Below are 17,273 nucleotides of genomic sequence, written 5' to 3' on the forward strand. Positions count from 1 at the left end.
TTGCAATTCCCTTTCGAACGACGCCAGTAAGCTTGCGCGATATCGTTCGAGGTACGCAGATGCGCTATTCCGCCTTTTCCATTTTCAAGAACGGCCTTTTCGGCAACAAGGCGTGGAAACCCGCCTGGCGGGAGGTGTCTCCGAAACCGCATTATGACGTCATCATCGTTGGCGGCGGCGGACATGGGCTGGCGACGGCCTATTATCTTGCGAAAGAATTCGGCGTCACCAATGTCGCGGTGCTGGAAAAAAACTACATCGGCTCCGGTAATGTCGGCCGTAACACCACGATCATTCGCTCCAATTATCTGCTGCCGGGTAACAATCCCTTCTACGAGCTTTCGATGAAGCTGTGGGAAGGGCTGGAGCAGGATTTCAACTTCAACGCCATGGTTTCCCAGCGCGGCGTGCTGAACCTCTATCATTCGGATGCCCAGCGCGACGCCTATACAAGGCGCGGCAATGCCATGCGACTGTACGGCGTGGATGCCGAATTACTGGACCGCGCCGCAGTCAAGGCGATGCTGCCGTTTCTCGATTTCGAAAATGCCCGCTTTCCGGTGCAGGGCGGCCTGCTGCAAAGACGCGGCGGTACCGTGCGTCACGATGCCGTCGCCTGGGGTTATGCGCGTGCCGCAGACAGCCGCGGCGTCGATATCATTCAGGGCTGCGAGGTAACCGGCATTCACCGCGAAAACGGCAGGGTCGTGGGTGTGGAGACCGCCAAGGGCTTCATCGGCTGCGGCAAGCTGGCGCTCGCGGCAGCCGGCAATTCCTCGCAGGTGGCCGCCATGGCCGGGCTGAAACTGCCGATCGAAAGCCATGTGCTGCAGGCTTTCGTATCGGAGGGTCTGAAACCCTTCATCGATGGCGTCGTCACCTTTGGGGCCGGCCATTTTTACGTTTCGCAATCGGACAAGGGCGGCCTCGTCTTCGGCGGCGATATAGACGGCTACAACTCCTATGCCCAGCGCGGCAATCTGGCGACGGTCGAACATGTCGCGGAGGCAGGCAAGGCGATGATACCGGCGCTCTCGCGCGTCCGGGTGCTACGCTCCTGGGGCGGCATCATGGATATGTCGATGGATGGTTCGCCGATCATCGACCAGACCCCGATCGACAATCTCTACCTGAATGCCGGCTGGTGTTATGGCGGCTTCAAGGCGACGCCCGCTTCCGGTTTCTGCTTCGCCCATCTTCTGGCGCGCGGCGCACCGCAGGAAACGGCAACGGCCTTCCGGCTGGACCGCTTCCGGCGCGGTTATCTCATCGATGAAAAGGGCCAGGGCGCCCAGCCCAACCTACACTAAATTTATAGCGGGATGGCGAAAACCGCTCACAGTTTTCGCCATCCCGCTATCTGGCGGATCAAGGACATCTGAAATGGCAAGTCTCGTGCCCTGCCCGCATTGCGGGCCAAGACCCAGGGAAGAATTCACCATCAAGGGCGCGGTCCTTCAAAGGCCCGCCACCGATGCCGGCACGGAGGAATGGTTCGATTATGTCTATCTGCGCGACAATCCCCGCGGGGCGTATGAAGAATATTGGCACCACACATCCGGCTGCCGCCGCTGGCTGGTCGTCGCCCGCGATACCGCCACCCATGAGATATCCGCCTGCCGCGACGCCGCCGACAAGACGAAAGTGACAAACGCATGAGCGCCAACCGCCTGAAGACCGGCGGTCTGATCGACCGTTCCAAACCGCTTTCCTTCACCTTCGACGGCAAGCCGATGTCGGGCTTTGAGGGCGACAGCCTCGCCTCCGCCCTGCTCGCCAACGGCCAGAAACTCGTCGGCCGCAGTTTCAAATACCACCGCCCGCGCGGCATATTGACGGCGGGTGCAGCCGAGCCGAATGCGCTGATGACCATCGGCCGCGGCGGGCGCACGGAGCCGAACACCCGCGCCACCATGCAGGAGCTTTATGCCGGGCTGGAAGCCAACAGCCAGAACCGCTGGCCCTCTCTCGATTTCGATATCGGCGCCTTGACCGGCCTTCTGTCTCCCTTCCTCGGTGCGGGATTCTACTACAAGACTTTCATGTGGCCTGCCGCCTTCTGGGAAAAGGTCTACGAGCCCTTCATCCGCAAAGCCGCCGGTCTCGGCAAGGCGAGCTACGAGGCGGACCCGGATGCCTATGACAAATGCTGGGCGCATTGCGACCTGCTGGTGATCGGCTCCGGCGGGGCAGGTCTGGCAGCGGCGCTTGCCGCAGGACGCGCCGGCGCGCGCGTCATCATTCTCGATGAACATTCCCTCGCAGGCGGCGGGCTTCTTTCCGAAACCGCCACCATCGGCGGCAAGAGCGCTCCGGATTTCGCGGCACAATGCGTTGCCGAGCTCGAAACCCTGCCGAATGTGACGGTGCTGACGCGGACCACGGCTTTCGGCTGGTATGACGGCAATGTTTTCGGCGCGGTGGAGCGGGTGCAGAAACATCCCGATCCGAAAGCCCATGTGCCCGTGGAGCGCCTGTGGCGCATCGTCGCCAAGCGGGCGCTGCTTGCAACCGGCGCGGAAGAACGGCCGCTGGTCTTCGGTGGCAACGATGTTCCCGGCGTGATGATGGCCGGCGCCATGCGCAGCTATCTCAACCACTATGCCGTCAGCCCCGGCACGGCGACGGCAATTTTCACCACCAATGACAGCGGTTATGCCCTTGCCCGCGATCTGGAGGCGCAGGGTGTCGCTCTGGCTGCCATCATCGACAGCCGTGAGCAGGGCAATCCGGCCTACGAAGGCAAGGCGCGCGTCATCAAGGGTGGCGTCGTCTCGAATGCCAAGGGCGGCAAGGCGCTTTCCGCCATCGAGGTTTTTGCGAATGGCCGTGCGGAGAGCCTGAATGTCGATGCGCTGGCCATGTCGGGCGGCTTCAGCCCCATCATCCATCTCGCCTGCCATCGCGGCGGCAAGCCGGTCTGGTCGGAAGACGATGCCGCTTTTCTGGCGCCCGGCAATCTCAAGGGGCTGGAACTCGCCGGCGCGGTTTCCGCAATAAACGGTATCGCCGCCTGCCTTGAGGATGGCGCGCGGAAGGGCGCAGCGCTGGCACAACAGCTCGGCTTTGCATCAGCTGCACCGACATTCGGCACGGTGGAAAACGATATCGTGGCCCCGCCTGCAAAGCCGCTCTGGTCCATCCCTGGCATCAAGGCGAAAGCCTTTGTCGATTACCAGAACGACGTTCACCGCCAGGATCTCGGCCTCGCCATCCGTGAAGGTTATGGCCATGTCGAACTGGCCAAACGCTACACCACCAACGGCATGGCGACGGATCAGGGCAAGCTTTCGAATGTCAACGCCATCGGGCTGCTGGCCGAAGCGCGCGGTATCTCCCCGGCGGATGTCGGCACCACGACGTTCCGGCCGTTTTATACGCCCGTCTCCTTCGGCGCACTGACCGGAGCCTATCATGGCCAGCATTTCCAGCCGGTGCGCAAATCGCCGCTGCATGGCTGGGCCGAGAAAAACGGAGCCGTCTTCGTCGAAACCGGTCTCTGGTATCGCTCTTCCTGGTTTCCGTGCGAAGGCGAAAGCGGCTGGCGGGAAAGCGTCGACCGTGAGGTTCTGAATGTGCGCAAGAATGCCGGGCTCTGCGATGTGTCGATGCTTGGCAAGATCGAAATCTGTGGCAAGGACGCCGCCGAATTCCTGAACCGGGTTTATTGCAACGCTTTCCTCAAACTGCCGGTCGGCAAGGCGCGTTATGGTCTGATGCTGCGTGAGGATGGCATGATCTATGACGACGGCACCACCAGCAGGCTGGAGGAAAACCGCTTCTTCATGACGACCACCACCGCCTATGCGGCGGGCGTCATGAACCATCTTGAATTCTGCGCGCAGGCGCTCTGGCCTGATCTCGACGTGCGGCTTGCCTCCGTCACCGATCAATGGGCGCAGATGGCGATTGCCGGACCGAAGGCGCGCACCATTCTCCAGAGGATCGTCGATGAAGATATTTCCGACGAGGCCTTTCCCTTCCTCGCAGCCCGGGAAGTCTCCCTGTTTGGCGGGCAGTTGCATGGACGCCTGTTCCGGATTTCCTTCTCCGGCGAACTGGCCTACGAGCTTGCCGTCCCGGCCGGCTACGGCGAGAGCGTCGCCGATGCCCTGATGGAAGCCGGCAAGCCAGAGAATATCATGCCCTATGGCGTCGAAGCGCTTGGCGTGCTGCGCATTGAAAAGGGACATGTCACCCACAATGAAATCAACGGCACGGTGGTGCCCGCCGATCTCGGCTTCGGCAAAATGGTCTCCACCGCGAAGGCCGATTTCATCGGCCGACGGATGCTGGAGCGCGAGGGGCTTTCCGACGCCGACCGTCCGAGCCTCGTCGGCCTCGTGCCGCTTGATCCAAAACAGTCCTTCCGCACCGGCTCGCATATTCTTGCGAAGGATGCCGCGGCAACGCTGGAGAACGATCAGGGTTATGTGACCTCCAGCGCCTTCTCACCGCATTTAGGTTCGACCATCGGTCTCGCCCTCGTCAAGAATGGCCCTGCGCGGCATGGCGAGGAAATCACGGTCTGGAATGGCCTGCGCAACGAATTTACCCAAGCCCGCCTTTGCAACCCGGTTTTTGTCGATCCTCAAAACGAGAAACTCCATGTCTGATTTCAAGTCTGACTTCAAATCCGGCTTCCGGCCGACGCTCCGCCCGGTGCTGGGCGCGAAGCGAGCGATTGCCTCCACCGCCATCAAGCTCTCTCCGCTGCCGGAAGGCACGATCATCCACGTTCTGGCCGCACCCGACGCAACGGATCTGGAAGCCCGCCTTCGCGACCTTGCCAAAGGCGATATACGCGCGGTCTCACCGGGCCAATGGTTCATCGTCGGTGAACACCCTCTGTCTCATGCCGATATGAAGGCGCTTTTTGGGTCGCTCGAACCTCAGGCAATGGGTGTCGACCAGAGCCAGGGACGCGTTCGCATCCGCATCGAAGGCAAGATGGCCGAGCGGGTTCTGGCCAAAGGCACGGCGGTCGACCTGTCTCTAGCAGCCTTCCCGGTGGGACATTCCGCCGCGACGCTGATCGGCCACATAGCAGCCCACCTCACCCGGCTTGATGGACAGGTCTTCGAAGTCATCGTGCTGCGCGGTTTTGCCGAAAGCCTGTGGGACGATCTTGCCCGGATGAGCCTCGAATTCCAGTGATCGTGCCGCTCAGGTCCAGATGCTTTCGGGCGTCAGGATTTCGAAGGGCACGATCCGCTGTTCAACGGAAGACGAATCTCCGTTCTCGATGCGCCGTAACATCACGTCGATCAATTGCTGCGGCATCCTGTCAAGGGGAAGCGGCAGCGAGGCGGTGATCAGTCCTTCGTTGAGGCCTTTTCGTGTTTCGGGTCCGATATCGTTACAGATGATTTTTATGTCGCGCTGCCGCTCGGCAGGCAGTTCCCTGAGTGCGCGCAGAACACCCGATATGCCGCCGCCATTGACATAAATCCCCCTGAGCCCCGGTTCGGCAACAATCATATCCCGCACGATGACATAGGCATTTTCCGGCTCCTCGTGGGTCAGCAGCGTTTCCGCGACCTGAAGTTCAGGTGTGTTCTCGCGCATATAGGAGCGGAAGCTGGCGTCCGAAACATCCTGGCACTGATACCGATTGCTGCCGATCAGCGGCGCGACCACGCCCTCGCCCTTTACCGTCTGGCTGAGGAACCACGCCGCCGTGCGGCCACGTTTCCAGCTGTCGGTGCCGACAAAGCCCGCGCGGCTTGCCGCCGATAGATCGGATACGTAAGTCACCACGGGAACGCCCTTGCCCCGCAGCTCGTCGATCGCCTGGCTGACGAGCGGATGATCGGCCGTCACCACCGCGATTGCGCCGCAGGATTGTCCCATCTTCAAGAGATTGGCGGACACGGCCTCCGGTGAAAGATCGTCCTCGAAAACGACATCCGGCTCGATGATGCTATCCGGCCGCTGGCGTGCGGCGGCGACGATCCCTTCCGCCCAAAGCCGGTAGAGCGGCCGGTGGGATTGCTGCAACAGAAAGCCGAGCCGGTGATGGGGCATGGCCTCGCGGCGACGGTCCTTGATGGTGCCGAGACCATAAAAACCGATTTCCTCCGCCGCCTTGAGTATCTGGTCGATCGTATCCTGGCGCACGGAAGTCGAACCGTGCAGCAGCCGGTTTACCGTGGAGATGCTGACACCGGCGGCTTTCGCAAGATCGGTAATGGTCGGTCGGTTCATGACGCCTCACAATCATATCATCCATGAATGACATTAAATGATATTAAATGCAACATTAAATGAAATATAAATTCCATTCCCATGAAAATGAAAGATATAAATCACCCTGTCATTAGGGCCCGTCGGGAGAATGGGCAGGGAGGAAGCAATGGCATTTTTCAGGAAATTTCTCGCAACGGGCGCTGTGTCGCTCGTGATGGCATCCGGCGCGTTCGCGGCCAATATCGCGGTTGTCGGCGGCAAGAACGACGATGCGTTCTGGAACCTCATCAAAAAGGGTGTCGACGACGCACGCCTCGTGGTCGAGGCGAATGGCGGCAAAGTCAATTACCTGCGTTTGCAGACCTATGACAATTTCGCGCCCGATGTGGTGCAGCTGATCCAGACCGCCATCAGCCAGAAGGTCGATGGTCTCGTCATTCCGAACTGGGTTCCGGAAGGCGAGGATCCGGCGATCCGGGAAGCCATCAATGCCGGTATCAAGGTCATTCTCATGAATGCCGGTGGGCACGAAAAGGCCAAAGAACTCGGCGCGATCAATTATGTCGGCTCCGACGAATATATTGCCGGCGTCGCCGGCGGCGAATATTTCGCGAAACAGGGCAAAAAGAACGTCATCTGCGTCAATACCGTTCCGGGCGCCGCCAATCAGGAGGCGCGCTGCAAGGGCGTCATCGACGGCATTACCAAGGCCGGCGGCGCCGGCAAGCAACTGCCGCTTCCCGCCACCAGTTTCGGTGACGCCACCGCCGTCGCCGAGGCGATCAAGGCGACATTGCTACAGGACAGCAAGATCGACGGCGTCCTGACCATTTCGGCGGGCGATGCGGATTCCGCCACCATCGGCATCATGCAGGCGAGCAAGACCGAAACCGCCCTGCTTGGCACTTTCGATCTCAACCAGTCCGGCCTCGATCGGATCAAGGACGGGACACAGGGTTTCGCAATCGACCAGCAGCCCTACCTGCAATCATTGCTGGCGGTAACGCTTCTGGCCTCGGCCATCGATTTCGGAACCGATCTGCCGACCGCCCCGCTGCTGACGGGACCGAACATCGTCGACAAATCCAACATCCAGACCACGCTTGCCGGCGTCGCCAAGGGAGCGCGCTGAGCGGTTATCCGTACCCGCCTCCGATCCCCGGAAAAACCGGGGGTCGGGGTTTGACGGGCAGAGGATATCCCCCCGGCACTTAGGCCAATATTGGAGTGAACGACGTGAAAAATCTCTCTTTGGGCGACCTTCTGCGCCGCCCGGAATCAGGCGCCTTTCTCGGCCTTGTTTTCGTTCTTGCCTTCTTCGTCATCTTCGGCAGCATCGATTTCCTGAAACCCGCCGGCGCCGCAAGCTGGCTGAATGTCGCCGCCAATCTCGGCATCGTCGCCATTCCCGTCGGGCTGCTGATGATTTCCGGAGAGCTCGATATTTCCATCGGCGCGATGATCCCGGCCGGCGCGCTGACGGTCGCCATTATCTCCGGTTATTACGGCATGCCGATCTGGCTCGGCATTGTCGGCGCGCTTTGCCTTGGGTTGCTTGTCGGGCTTATCAACGGCTTTCTGGTGATACGGACCGTGGTGCCCTCACTGATCGTCACGCTCGGCACGCTGTTTGCGGTGCAGGGTCTGATCCTCGGCTTTTCCGTGCTCTTGACCGGCACGACCAGCGTGGCGCTGAGCCCTGCCCAATCCGGCCCCGTCGCCAAATTCCTGTTCGGACAATTCATCGGCGGCAGTTTTCAGGTCAGCATCGTCTGGTGGCTACTGCTGACGGCGATCTATATCTTCTATGTCCATTATTCGCCCTTCGGAAACTGGATTTTCGCCATGGGCGGTGACCGGGTGAGTGCCCGCAATGCCGGCATTCCCACCGACAAGCTGACGGTGACGCTTTTCGTCCTTTCCTCCGTCAGCGCCTCCTTCGTCGGGGTCTGTCAGGCGATCCTGTTCAATGTCGCCCAGGTTTCGGCCGGCATGACCTTCATCTTCAACTCCATCATCGCGGTCGTCGTGGGCGGGGTGTTGCTGACCGGCGGCTTCGGTTCGGTGATCGGTATTTTTCTCGGCACCATCACCTTCGCCATCGTCAATCAGGGCATTTATTTCACCGCCTTTGACCGCAACTGGTCGAGCCTCATCATCGGCGTCATGCTGCTCCTGGCCGTGCTGATGAACAACACTTTCCGTGTCATGGCGCTCACCTATTCGCCGAAGAAGAAGTGAGGCAAGACGATGTCGACACCCATTCTCGAACTTAAAAACGTCAACAAATCCTTCGGCCCGATCGATGTTCTGCACGATATCTCGCTGAAGGTACGGGCAGGCGAGGTGCTCTGCCTGCTGGGAGACAATGGCGCGGGCAAATCCACGCTGATCAAGACGCTGGCCGGCGTCTACCAGCCGAGTTCCGGCGAAGTGCTGATGGATGGACAGCCGGTCAATTTCGACGGGCCGCGCGATGCGCAGCGCATGGGCATTTCCACCGTGCACCAGTTCGGCGGAACCTTTCCCCTTATGAGCATCGGCCGCTCCTTCTTCATCGGTGCGGAACCCACCAAAGGCTTCTGGCCCTTCCGGATCTACGACCGCAAAAAAGCCAACGAAATCGCCGTCAAGGCAGTGCAGGAATTCGGCATCACCCGCATCGATGACGGCGACCGCCTGATCGGCGGCCTTTCCGGCGGCGAACGGCAATCGCTCGCCATCGCCCGCGCGGTGCATTTTGGCGCACGCGTTCTGATCCTCGATGAACCGACGGCGGCGCTGGGTGTGAAACAGGCGTCCCACGTTCTGCGCATCGTGCTGGAAGCGCGCAAGCGCGGCATTGCGGTGATCTTCATCACCCATCAGGTGACCCATGCCATCGCCGTCGGCGACCATTTCGCCGTACTGATCCGTGGCGCAGTCGCCGCCAATTTCCGCAAGGGCGAAAAATCCCGCGAGGAAATCACCGATCTGATGGCTGGCGGCGAGGCGCTCGCCGATCTCGGTGCCGAGGTGGAAAATTACATGGCCAGCCATGACGGCCATCCGCCGCAGCCGCCATCCAGTTAAGACATATAGAAGGATCAAGACCGATGAAAATCGCCCTAGACCCCCACATGCACCGTTTCACCGGCCTCGATGAGTTGCCCGCCAAGGTGAAGGAACTCGGCTACGACTGGATCGAACTCAGCCCGCGCGCCGATTTCCTCGAATGGTTCAAGGCGCCGCGCGTCTTTCCCGAGCGGATCAGGTCTTTCAAGAAGGCGCTGAAGGACGCCGATGTCGGCATCGCCTCGCTGCTGCCCATGTATCGCTGGGCCTCCAATGACGAGACCGAACGGCAGGCGGCGGTAAAACACTGGAAACGCGCCATCGAGATCGCCATCGAACTCGAGGTCGATACGATGAACTCCGAATTCGGCCGCGGACCGCATCCCGACAAGGGTTCCTGCTACTGCTGCCATACCGGCTCGATGATCGAGGCCTGCGAGGATGCCTGGTGGCGTTCGATGGAAGAACTGGTGCCGATCTTCGAGCGCGAAAACATCAACCTGCATGTCGAGCCGCATCCGGAAGACTGGTGCGAAACGCTGCAACCGGCGCTGGACATCATCCGCACCGTCAATTCGAAGAACGTCAAATTCCTCTATTGCGCACCGCATACCTTCTATTTCGGCGACGACACCAAGGCGATGCTGCGCGAAGCCAAGGATGTGCTCGCCCATGTGCATGTGGGCGATACCTTCAACCACAAGGCCAGTTCCGGGCTTCGTTATATCCTCAATCCGCCGGGCACACAGGCGCGGGTGCACCAGCACCTGAATATCGGTCAGGGCGAAGTGCCGTGGGACGATTTCTTCGGCACGCTTTCCGAAATCGGCTTTGACGGCATCATGACCTCCTGCGTCTTCGCCTGGGAGGACAGGGCCGATGAATCGAGCCGGTTCATGCGCACCAAGATGCAGGACTATATCGACCTCTATTTCAAGAAATGACGCGGCAAACCGGCGCTGAGCCCGAGGCAGACCCCGACTCCCGCCGCGGCCATTCGCAACATCAAATGGAAAGACGACTGACATGATCAACGGAGAAAGACTGATTTCGCGCCCGCTGCGCTGGGCCATGGTGGGCGGCGGACGCACGGGACAGGTGGGTTACAAGCACCGCACCGGCGCCCTGCGCGACGGCAACTACCAACTCGTTGCGGGCGCCTTCGACCTCGATGCCGAAAGGGGCAAAGACTTCGGCGTCAATCTCGGCGTGGCGGCGGAACGCTGCTATGCGGATTACAGGGCGCTGATTGCCGGCGAGACGGCGCGGGAAGACGGTGTGGACGTCGTCTCCATCGCCACCCCCAATTTCACCCATTACGAGATCACCAAAGCCTGCCTTGAGGCCGGGCTGCATGTCATCTGCGAAAAGCCGCTATTCTTCACCGTGGCCGAATGCGATGAGGTGGCGCGGCTGGCTGAACGGAAGGGCCTTATCGTCGGCGTCACCTATGGCTTTACCGGGCATCCGCTCGTCCACCAGATGGCAGCCATGGTCAAAAAGGGAATGCTGGGCGACATCCGTATCGTCGACCTGCAATATACCCATGGTTTCAATGCCGGTGACGATGTGGGCGCGGGCGAGGCCGTCAAATGGCGCACCAATCCCCGCACCGCCGGCCCGACCTTCGTGTTGGGCGATATCGGCACGCATCTCTATTATCTCTCGGAAGTCGTGCTGCCGCATATGAAGGTGGAACGCCTGCTCTGCGACCGCAAGGCCTTCATCCCCACGCGCGCGCCGCTGGAGGACCACGCCACCGTTCTGATGCATTACGACAATGGCGCACGCGGCCGCCTCTGGGTCTCCTCCGTCAATGCCGGCAATATGGGATCGCAGCGTTACCGTTTCGTCGGCTCCAAGGCGTCGCTCGAATGGTCGGATTCCCATCCCGATCAGCTGATCTACGAGGTTCAGGGCGAGCCCGGCCGCATCCTGCACCACGGCATGCCCTATCTGGAACAGGAAAGCCTCGCCATCGACCGCATGGGCGCGCTGCATACCGAAGGTCTCGGCGATAGCTGGTCGAACATTTATCTCTGGATCGCCCAGGCAATCGACGCGGCAAATCGCGGTGACAAGGCTTTTCTGAAGACCCACCATTATCCCGGCATCACCGCCGGCACCGAAGGCGTTCGCTGGCTGGAAAATTGCGTCCGTTCGGCCGATGCCGGCGCCGCCTGGGTCGATTTCGCTTAACCAGCTTGGGGGCGCGCCGGACAACTCTCCCGTCCTCCTCCTCTTCAGGCGCGTCCCCATACCTCCTCGGAAAGATGAACGATGAAACTCGCAATTTGTACTGACGTCATGGCAAGCCTGCCCTTCACCGATATGCTCGACAAATGCGTCGCGCTCGGTGTCGAGGGCATCGAGATGACCGGCGGTGGCTGGTCCAGCGGCCCGCATTTCCGCGCGGATGAACTTCTGGCGGACAGGGGGGTGCTCAAATCCAAGCTCAAGGAAATCGAGGCCCGCGGCCTCGAAATCGCTGCGCTGAATTGCTCCGCCAATCCGCTCGATCCCGGCGACATGGGCAGGCGCCACCTTAAAGAGATGCAGGACACCGTCCGGCTGGCGGGCGAAATCGGCGTGACGAAGATCGTCACCATGTCCGGCCTGCCGGAAGCAGCACCGGGTGACACGGTGCCGAATTGGCTCGTCTACACCAAGAGCTGGCCGAACGAGATGCCGGAGCGCGACCGTTACCAATGGGAAGATCGCGCCTTTCCGCTCTGGCACGGGCTTGTGAAGCTCGCCAAGGAAGCGGGCGTCGAAAAATATGCGCTCGAGAATTTCTCGGCCATGCTCGTCTGGAACCCGGAAACCCTGTTCCGCCTGCGCGATGAAATCGGCCCAACGGTCGGCATGAATCTCGACCCGTCGCACCTGATGTGGATGGGGGCCGATCCCATCGCGTCCGCCCGTGCACTCGGCAGCGCGATCCACCATTGCCACGGCAAGGACACCCGCATCGAACGCGGACTGGCGGATGTGAACGGCCTGCTGGAGCTGAAAGAAGTGACTGACGTCGCCAACCGCAGCTGGAACTATGTGGCGGTGGGTGCCGGCCATGACCTGCAATGGTGGAAGGAGTTTTTCTCCGTGGTGCGCATGGCCGGTTACAATGGCTGGGTCAGTCTGGAAATGGAGGATTTCACCATGTCCACCGAGGCGGGCATCCAGTCCTCCATCGACGCCCTTAAAGCCACCATCAGCCGCTGAGACCTGATCCGGGTCGCAGAAAGCGGCCCGGCGTCAATTGCGCCACGAGGATGTCATGACCAACCCGATCACCATCACCACCGCTCCCTGCTGCTGGGGCGTCGACGATGTCAAAAATCCCCATCTGCCCCATTGGGAAAAGGTGCTGGACGAGGCGAAGGCCGCCGGTTTCGGCGGCTTGGAACTCGGCCCCTACGGTTATCTGCCGCTCGACCTCGAGCGTGTTTCGCAGGCGCTGAACGAGCGCGACCTGAAGATCGTCGCCGGCACGATCTTCGACGATCTGGTCTCACCGGACAACCGCGACAATCTGCTGCGCCAGACCGACGAGATCTGCGCGCTGATCACCCGCCTGCCGAAACCGGAAACCCATGCCGGCCAACGCTTTTCCGCCCCCTATCTGACGGTGATGGACTGGGGACATGACGAGCGAGACTACGCCGCCGGCCATTCCGACCGCGCGCCGCGCCTTGATGGGGGCGCATGGAACGACATGGTCGAAAACATCCGCGCAATCGCAACGCTCGCCCGTGACAAATATGGCGTGCGCACCACCATCCACCCCCATGCTGGCGGCTACATCGAATTTGCCGATGAGTTGCAGCAGATCGTCGAGGACATTCCCGCCGATCTGGCAGGCCTCTGCCTTGATACCGGCCATATGGCCTATTCCGGCATAAACCCCGTCACCACGCTTCGCCGCTATTGGGATCGCGTCGACTATATTCATTTCAAGGATATCGACGCTGCGGTTTTCGAGGAGGTGATGGCAGAACGCATCCGCTTCTTCGACGCCTGCGCCAAAGGCGTCATGTGCCCTATCGGTCGCGGCTCAATCGACTATCCAGCCATCCGCAGCCTTCTGACGGAACTTGGCTATGGCGGCTATATCACCATCGAGCAGGAGCGCGATCCGCGCAATGCCGGCGGCATTCTGGATGATCTGGCGGCCAGCAGGACGTTTCTTGCTGAGTGTGGGTTCTAAGCGGGCACAAGACAGGCAAGTGTATCGTGCCAAGGACTGGCCCGGCGCGGCGAAGTGAAAATGACGGGCAGACTCAGCTTCGGAATGAAAGTTATGGCGGAGAGGGTGGGATTCGAACCCACGATACCCTTGCAGGTATGCCGCATTTCGAGTGCGGTGCATTCGACCACTCTGCCACCTCTCCGCATGCGCGAACGCTTGCGTTGCGCGCTCCTCTTAAACATCAATGGCCGGGCTGACAAGGGGAATTTCGTGTTTGTGTCACAAATTATTCGTCGTGGGTGAAGCTCGGGAAATACATCGGCTTCTGGCCGTTTTCGCAGATATTTTTAAGATGACGCGCACGATCCTCAGGGGTGCGCGTCACATTCGATAGCAGCGTCAGATCCGTTGATAACGCCGCAAGATTTCCAGGATTTTTTCATCCTGCTCTTTATCCGGCAGAAGGGCCGGTTGGCGGCTGGCGCCGACGGATGGGTCCTGGAGATAAAGCGAGCGTTTGACCATGGCCGGTGCGAAGCCGAGGGCGTAGAGATCGGTGCGGAAGTCGGCGTAGATTGCCTGCTGGCGTTCGGCCTCGGTGATGTCACCGGCGTTGAAAGCATTGAGAATGCCGGCAAGTACATCCGGCAGCGCGTTGCCGAGGCCGGAAATGCAGCCTGCGGCACCGTTCTGCAACGACCAGAGAACAAGGTGATCCGGACCGGAATAGACCTCGAAGCCGGGCATCTCCTTTGCCACCTGAAGATAGGCTTCGAGCGTCTGCTGCGCGCCGCCGGAATCCTTGATGCCGGCAATATTGCCATGGGTGGCGAGTTTGCGGGCGGTTTCCGGCTCTATGTGGTTCTGAGTGCGGGCGGGAATGTCATAGAGATAGACCGGCGTTTCGACGGCATCGGCCACCGTCGAGAAATGGCGGATCAGGCCATCCTGCGTGCAGGCGATGAAGAAAGGCGTGATGACGGCGATGCCGTCAACGCCGATGCGGTCGAAGGCTTTGGCAAGTTGCAGGGTTTCGAATGTGGCGGGCATGCCGGCATTCACGATGACTTTGGCACGGCCGGCAACTTCGTCCACCACCTCTTCCGTCAGCCGGATTTTTTCCGCATGCGTCAGCGCGGTGAAATCGCCATTGGTGCCGGCGCACATGATGTTGTTGCCGGCCGCCACCTGGCGGCGCACCTGCGCGCGGGTCGCTTCGTAATTGATGGTTTCGTCCTCGTTGAAACAGGTAACGAGCGCGACGAAAGCTTGTTTGCTCATGAAAGAACTCCGCTTGAATTTCCGATGGCGTCGCCGGCAACGGCCGGATGACGCTGAGATTGCATATCGGGGTCGGGATCGAGGCTCGCGGATAGAAGGGCACGGGTATAGGCCTCGCGCGGCGCTTCGAAAACCTGGCGTACAGTGCCGAACTCCACCACCTCTCCCCGCTGCATGACCATGACGTGATCGGCAAAATCCCGAACCACCGGCAAATCATGCGCGATGAAGATAAAGGAGAGGCCCATTTCACGGCGCAGCTTGTCCAGCAGTGCGATAACCTGCGCCTGAACCGAGACATCGAGCGCCGAGACCGCCTCGTCGCAGATGATGAGCTTCGGTTCCAGCGCCAATGCGCGGGCAATGGCGATCCGCTGCCGCTGGCCGCCGGAGAACTGGTGCGGATAACGGCGCATATGTTCCGGCGAGAGACCCACCTGATGCAGCAATTCCGCAACCCGCTCACGCCATCTTGCCTTGGGCAATATCTCCGGATGGATGACCCAGGCCTCGGAAATCAGCTGAAACACCGTCATGCGCGGATTGAGCGACTGGGTGGGATCCTGAAACACCATCTGCAAATCGCGCCGGAGCGCGAAGAGTTCGGCAGGCGGAAGCTTGAAGAGGTCGCGACCCTTCCACAAGGCGCTGCCCGCATCCGGTTCGTCGAGGCGAAGTAGAATACGCGCCAGCGTCGATTTCCCGGAACCGCTTTCGCCGACGACTGCGATGGTTTCTCCGGCCATGAGGTCGAAGGAAACGCCCTTCAGCGCCTCGAAGGCGCCGTAACGCTTACGCACGTCGCGCACGCTGAGCAGCGCTTCGCCCGTCGCCTGCGGCTCGTGCATGTCGCCCCTGCCGGGTGCTGCACTGATGAGCTTGCGGGTATAGGGGTGCTGCGGATTGCGATAGACCTCGCGCACCGTGCCGGCCTCGACCAGAACGCCCTTTTCCATCACCACCACGCGATCGGCGATTTCCGCAACGACGCCGAGATCGTGGGTGATGATGAGCACGGCCATGCCGGTTTCCCGCTGCAATTCCTTGAGCAGCGAAAGCACCTCGGCCTGCACCGTCACGTCAAGCGCGGTGGTCGGCTCATCGGCGATCAGGAGATAGGGCCGAAGCGCCAGCGCCATGGCGATCATGACGCGCTGGCGCTGACCGCCGGAAAATTCATGCGGATATTTCTTCAGGGCGCCGTCCGGGTCAGGAATACCGACGCGAGCGACAAGCCGCCTCGCCTCCGCTTCGGCCTTTGCCTTGTCCATACCGTGGGTGGTCATCGCCTCACGGATCTGCCAGCCAACGGTATAGACCGGATTGAGATGGCTGAGCGGGTCCTGAAAGATCATGGCGATGCGCCGGCCGTTGATTTCGCGGCGCGCCTCCGCGGGCATGGTCAGAAGGTCCTGGCCGTCGAGCAATATCTGGCCGCTGCTGATATGTCCGGGCGGCATGTCGATGAGGTTCATGATGGCCGAGGACGATACCGACTTGCCCGAACCGCTTTCGCCGAGGATGGCCAGCGTTTCGCCACGGTCGATATGGTAGGAGACATCCTTCACCGCATGGACGACACCGCTTGCGGTGTGGAACTCCACGGAAAGGTTGCGCACGTCGAGAAGATGGTCAGCCATGCTTGCGGCCTTTCATTTCCAGCCGCCAGCGCTGCACGGGATCAAGCGCGATGCGCAGCCAGTTGGAAAGCAGGTTGAGCGACAGGGTGGTGAGGATGATGGCAAGTCCCGGCCAGAACGACAGCCACCAGGCATTGGTAAGATATTGCCGCCCCTGCGAAATCATCAGGCCCCAGGTGATTTCCGGCGGCTGAATGCCGATGCCGAGGAAGGACAGCGCGCTTTCCGCCAGCATCACATAGGCGAAATCGAGCGTGGCGAGCGTCGTCAGCGTCGGCAACACGACGGGCAGGATGTGGCGGAACAGGATACGTTTGCCCGATGCGCCCATGACCCTTGCCGCCTGCACGAACATGCGCTCGCGCACCTCCAGCACCTCCGCCCTCGTGGTGCGGATGTAAACGGGAATGCGGGTGATGGCGAGAACCAGCATCAGGTTGAGGATGGAGGAGCCGAGCAGATAAAGCACGATGACCGCGATCAAGAGCGACGGGAATGACATGATCACATCCGCAAGCCGCATGATGATCTGGCCGACACGGTTGGAGGAAAAACCGGCGATCAGCCCGAGCACGGTGCCGGTGACGGCGGAGAGAAGCACGGCGCCGGCGGCGATCATCATCGTGTTTTGTGTGGCAGCGACAATGCGCGCGAGAAGCGAACGGCCGAGCGCATCCGCCCCCAGCCAGAAATACCACTCGCGCTGCCAGTCGAACGGGGCGAGGTTGCGCCCGCGCAGGTTCTGTTTCGTCGCCAGATCGCCAAGCCAGGCAGGGCCGACAAAAGCAAGGATAATGACAATGATGAGGAAGATCGCGGCGCAGAGCGCGAATTTATCCGCCCACAACATGCGCAGCATACGTGTTGCGAAGGACGGCTCGGCGATGATCTCGGTGTCCGCATTGGAAAGGCTCATGGCT

The 17,273-nt window shown here is 60.8% G+C and carries 15 protein-coding genes and 1 tRNA gene; 11 read left to right on the forward strand and 5 right to left on the reverse strand.

The window, feature by feature from the left end; translation table 11 throughout:
• Positions 1 to 59 precede the first annotated feature (59 nt).
• The 4 genes from L901_RS14210 (at position 60) to soxG (ending at position 5,157) form a co-directional block, all read left to right on the forward strand.
• Complete coding sequence (locus tag L901_RS14210; protein ID WP_059757811.1) at positions 60 to 1,310, forward strand: sarcosine oxidase subunit beta family protein; 1,251 nt, start codon at positions 60 to 62, stop codon at positions 1,308 to 1,310.
• Between the two features lie 73 nt (positions 1,311 to 1,383).
• Positions 1,384 to 1,659: a sarcosine oxidase subunit delta gene (locus L901_RS14215; RefSeq protein ID WP_059757814.1), complete on the forward strand. Its 276-nt coding sequence runs from the start codon at positions 1,384 to 1,386 to the stop codon at positions 1,657 to 1,659.
• Positions 1,656 to 4,616, forward strand: coding sequence for a sarcosine oxidase subunit alpha (locus tag L901_RS14220; RefSeq protein WP_059757817.1), 2,961 nt, complete (start codon positions 1,656 to 1,658; stop codon positions 4,614 to 4,616). Before L901_RS14215 ends, L901_RS14220 begins: the two co-directional genes overlap by 4 nt.
• A complete protein-coding gene (gene soxG, locus L901_RS14225; RefSeq protein WP_059757820.1) occupies positions 4,609 to 5,157 on the forward strand; it encodes a sarcosine oxidase subunit gamma family protein in 549 nt (182 codons plus the stop codon). Before L901_RS14220 ends, soxG begins: the two co-directional genes overlap by 8 nt.
• Positions 5,158 to 5,166: 9 nt before the next feature.
• Here soxG and L901_RS14230 read toward each other — a convergent pair whose 3' ends face one another.
• The gene (locus L901_RS14230; protein WP_059757823.1) at positions 5,167 to 6,207 is read right to left on the reverse strand and encodes a LacI family DNA-binding transcriptional regulator; all 1,041 of its coding nucleotides are present in this window, start codon (positions 6,205 to 6,207) and stop codon (positions 5,167 to 5,169) included.
• A 148-nt stretch (positions 6,208 to 6,355) separates the two neighbouring features.
• Here L901_RS14230 and L901_RS14235 point away from each other — a divergent pair, with 148 nt between their 5' ends.
• The 7 genes from L901_RS14235 (at position 6,356) to L901_RS14265 (ending at position 13,450) form a co-directional block, all read left to right on the forward strand.
• Complete coding sequence (locus L901_RS14235) at positions 6,356 to 7,321, forward strand: substrate-binding domain-containing protein (RefSeq protein ID WP_059757825.1); 966 nt, start codon at positions 6,356 to 6,358, stop codon at positions 7,319 to 7,321.
• A 104-nt stretch (positions 7,322 to 7,425) separates the two neighbouring features.
• Positions 7,426 to 8,430 (forward strand): ABC transporter permease, encoded by a 1,005-nt coding sequence (locus tag L901_RS14240; protein WP_031234566.1) that lies wholly within the window; start codon positions 7,426 to 7,428, stop codon positions 8,428 to 8,430.
• 9 nt (positions 8,431 to 8,439) lie between these two features.
• Positions 8,440 to 9,261, forward strand: a complete 822-nt coding sequence (locus L901_RS14245; protein WP_059757828.1) for an ATP-binding cassette domain-containing protein — start codon at positions 8,440 to 8,442, stop codon at positions 9,259 to 9,261.
• A 23-nt stretch (positions 9,262 to 9,284) separates the two neighbouring features.
• Positions 9,285 to 10,187: a sugar phosphate isomerase/epimerase family protein gene (locus L901_RS14250; RefSeq protein WP_059757831.1), complete on the forward strand. Its 903-nt coding sequence runs from the start codon at positions 9,285 to 9,287 to the stop codon at positions 10,185 to 10,187.
• Between the two features lie 82 nt (positions 10,188 to 10,269).
• On the forward strand, positions 10,270 to 11,442 hold the full coding sequence (locus L901_RS14255; RefSeq protein ID WP_059757833.1) for a Gfo/Idh/MocA family protein: 1,173 nt from the start codon (positions 10,270 to 10,272) through the stop codon (positions 11,440 to 11,442).
• An 81-nt stretch (positions 11,443 to 11,523) separates the two neighbouring features.
• Entirely contained in the window at positions 11,524 to 12,465 is a 942-nt protein-coding gene (locus L901_RS14260; RefSeq protein WP_059757836.1) for a sugar phosphate isomerase/epimerase, read from the forward strand.
• A gap of 55 nt (positions 12,466 to 12,520) precedes the next feature.
• Positions 12,521 to 13,450, forward strand: a complete 930-nt coding sequence (locus L901_RS14265; RefSeq protein ID WP_059758128.1) for a sugar phosphate isomerase/epimerase — start codon at positions 12,521 to 12,523, stop codon at positions 13,448 to 13,450.
• Between the two features lie 94 nt (positions 13,451 to 13,544).
• Here L901_RS14265 and L901_RS14270 read toward each other — a convergent pair.
• The 4 genes from L901_RS14270 to L901_RS14285 all read right to left on the reverse strand — a co-directional run bounded on the left by L901_RS14270 (position 13,545) and on the right by L901_RS14285 (position 17,269).
• Positions 13,545 to 13,634, reverse strand: a tRNA-Ser gene (locus L901_RS14270).
• Positions 13,635 to 13,831: 197 nt separating this feature from the next.
• The gene (locus tag L901_RS14275) at positions 13,832 to 14,713 is read right to left on the reverse strand and encodes a dihydrodipicolinate synthase family protein (protein ID WP_059757841.1); all 882 of its coding nucleotides are present in this window, start codon (positions 14,711 to 14,713) and stop codon (positions 13,832 to 13,834) included.
• Complete coding sequence (locus L901_RS14280) at positions 14,710 to 16,353, reverse strand: ABC transporter ATP-binding protein (protein ID WP_059757844.1); 1,644 nt, start codon at positions 16,351 to 16,353, stop codon at positions 14,710 to 14,712. Before L901_RS14280 ends, L901_RS14275 begins: the two co-directional genes overlap by 4 nt.
• Positions 16,346 to 17,269 (reverse strand): ABC transporter permease, encoded by a 924-nt coding sequence (locus tag L901_RS14285; RefSeq protein ID WP_059757846.1) that lies wholly within the window; start codon positions 17,267 to 17,269, stop codon positions 16,346 to 16,348. Before L901_RS14285 ends, L901_RS14280 begins: the two co-directional genes overlap by 8 nt.
• Positions 17,270 to 17,273: the final 4 nt, after the last annotated feature.

The organism is Agrobacterium sp. D14, assembly GCF_001526505.1.
Classification (GTDB): Bacteria; Pseudomonadota; Alphaproteobacteria; order Rhizobiales; family Rhizobiaceae; genus Agrobacterium; species Agrobacterium leguminum.

What these genes read in the sequence shown, in the direction of transcription:
- L901_RS14210 (WP_059757811.1), top strand. Translation starts at nt 60, where the DNA reads ATGCGCTATTCCGCCTTTTCCATTTTCAAGAACGGCCTTTTCGGCAAC.
- L901_RS14215 (WP_059757814.1), top strand. Translation starts at nt 1,384, where the DNA reads ATGGCAAGTCTCGTGCCCTGCCCGCATTGCGGGCCAAGACCCAGGGAA.
- L901_RS14220 (WP_059757817.1), top strand. Translation starts at nt 1,656, where the DNA reads ATGAGCGCCAACCGCCTGAAGACCGGCGGTCTGATCGACCGTTCCAAA.
- soxG (WP_059757820.1), top strand. Translation starts at nt 4,609, where the DNA reads ATGTCTGATTTCAAGTCTGACTTCAAATCCGGCTTCCGGCCGACGCTC.
- L901_RS14230 (WP_059757823.1), bottom strand. Translation starts at nt 6,207, where the DNA reads ATGAACCGACCGACCATTACCGATCTTGCGAAAGCCGCCGGTGTCAGC.
- L901_RS14235 (WP_059757825.1), top strand. Translation starts at nt 6,356, where the DNA reads ATGGCATTTTTCAGGAAATTTCTCGCAACGGGCGCTGTGTCGCTCGTG.
- L901_RS14245 (WP_059757828.1), top strand. Translation starts at nt 8,440, where the DNA reads ATGTCGACACCCATTCTCGAACTTAAAAACGTCAACAAATCCTTCGGC.
- L901_RS14250 (WP_059757831.1), top strand. Translation starts at nt 9,285, where the DNA reads ATGAAAATCGCCCTAGACCCCCACATGCACCGTTTCACCGGCCTCGAT.
- L901_RS14255 (WP_059757833.1), top strand. Translation starts at nt 10,270, where the DNA reads ATGATCAACGGAGAAAGACTGATTTCGCGCCCGCTGCGCTGGGCCATG.
- L901_RS14260 (WP_059757836.1), top strand. Translation starts at nt 11,524, where the DNA reads ATGAAACTCGCAATTTGTACTGACGTCATGGCAAGCCTGCCCTTCACC.
- L901_RS14265 (WP_059758128.1), top strand. Translation starts at nt 12,521, where the DNA reads ATGACCAACCCGATCACCATCACCACCGCTCCCTGCTGCTGGGGCGTC.
- L901_RS14275 (WP_059757841.1), bottom strand. Translation starts at nt 14,713, where the DNA reads ATGAGCAAACAAGCTTTCGTCGCGCTCGTTACCTGTTTCAACGAGGAC.
- L901_RS14280 (WP_059757844.1), bottom strand. Translation starts at nt 16,353, where the DNA reads ATGGCTGACCATCTTCTCGACGTGCGCAACCTTTCCGTGGAGTTCCAC.
- L901_RS14285 (WP_059757846.1), bottom strand. Translation starts at nt 17,269, where the DNA reads ATGAGCCTTTCCAATGCGGACACCGAGATCATCGCCGAGCCGTCCTTC.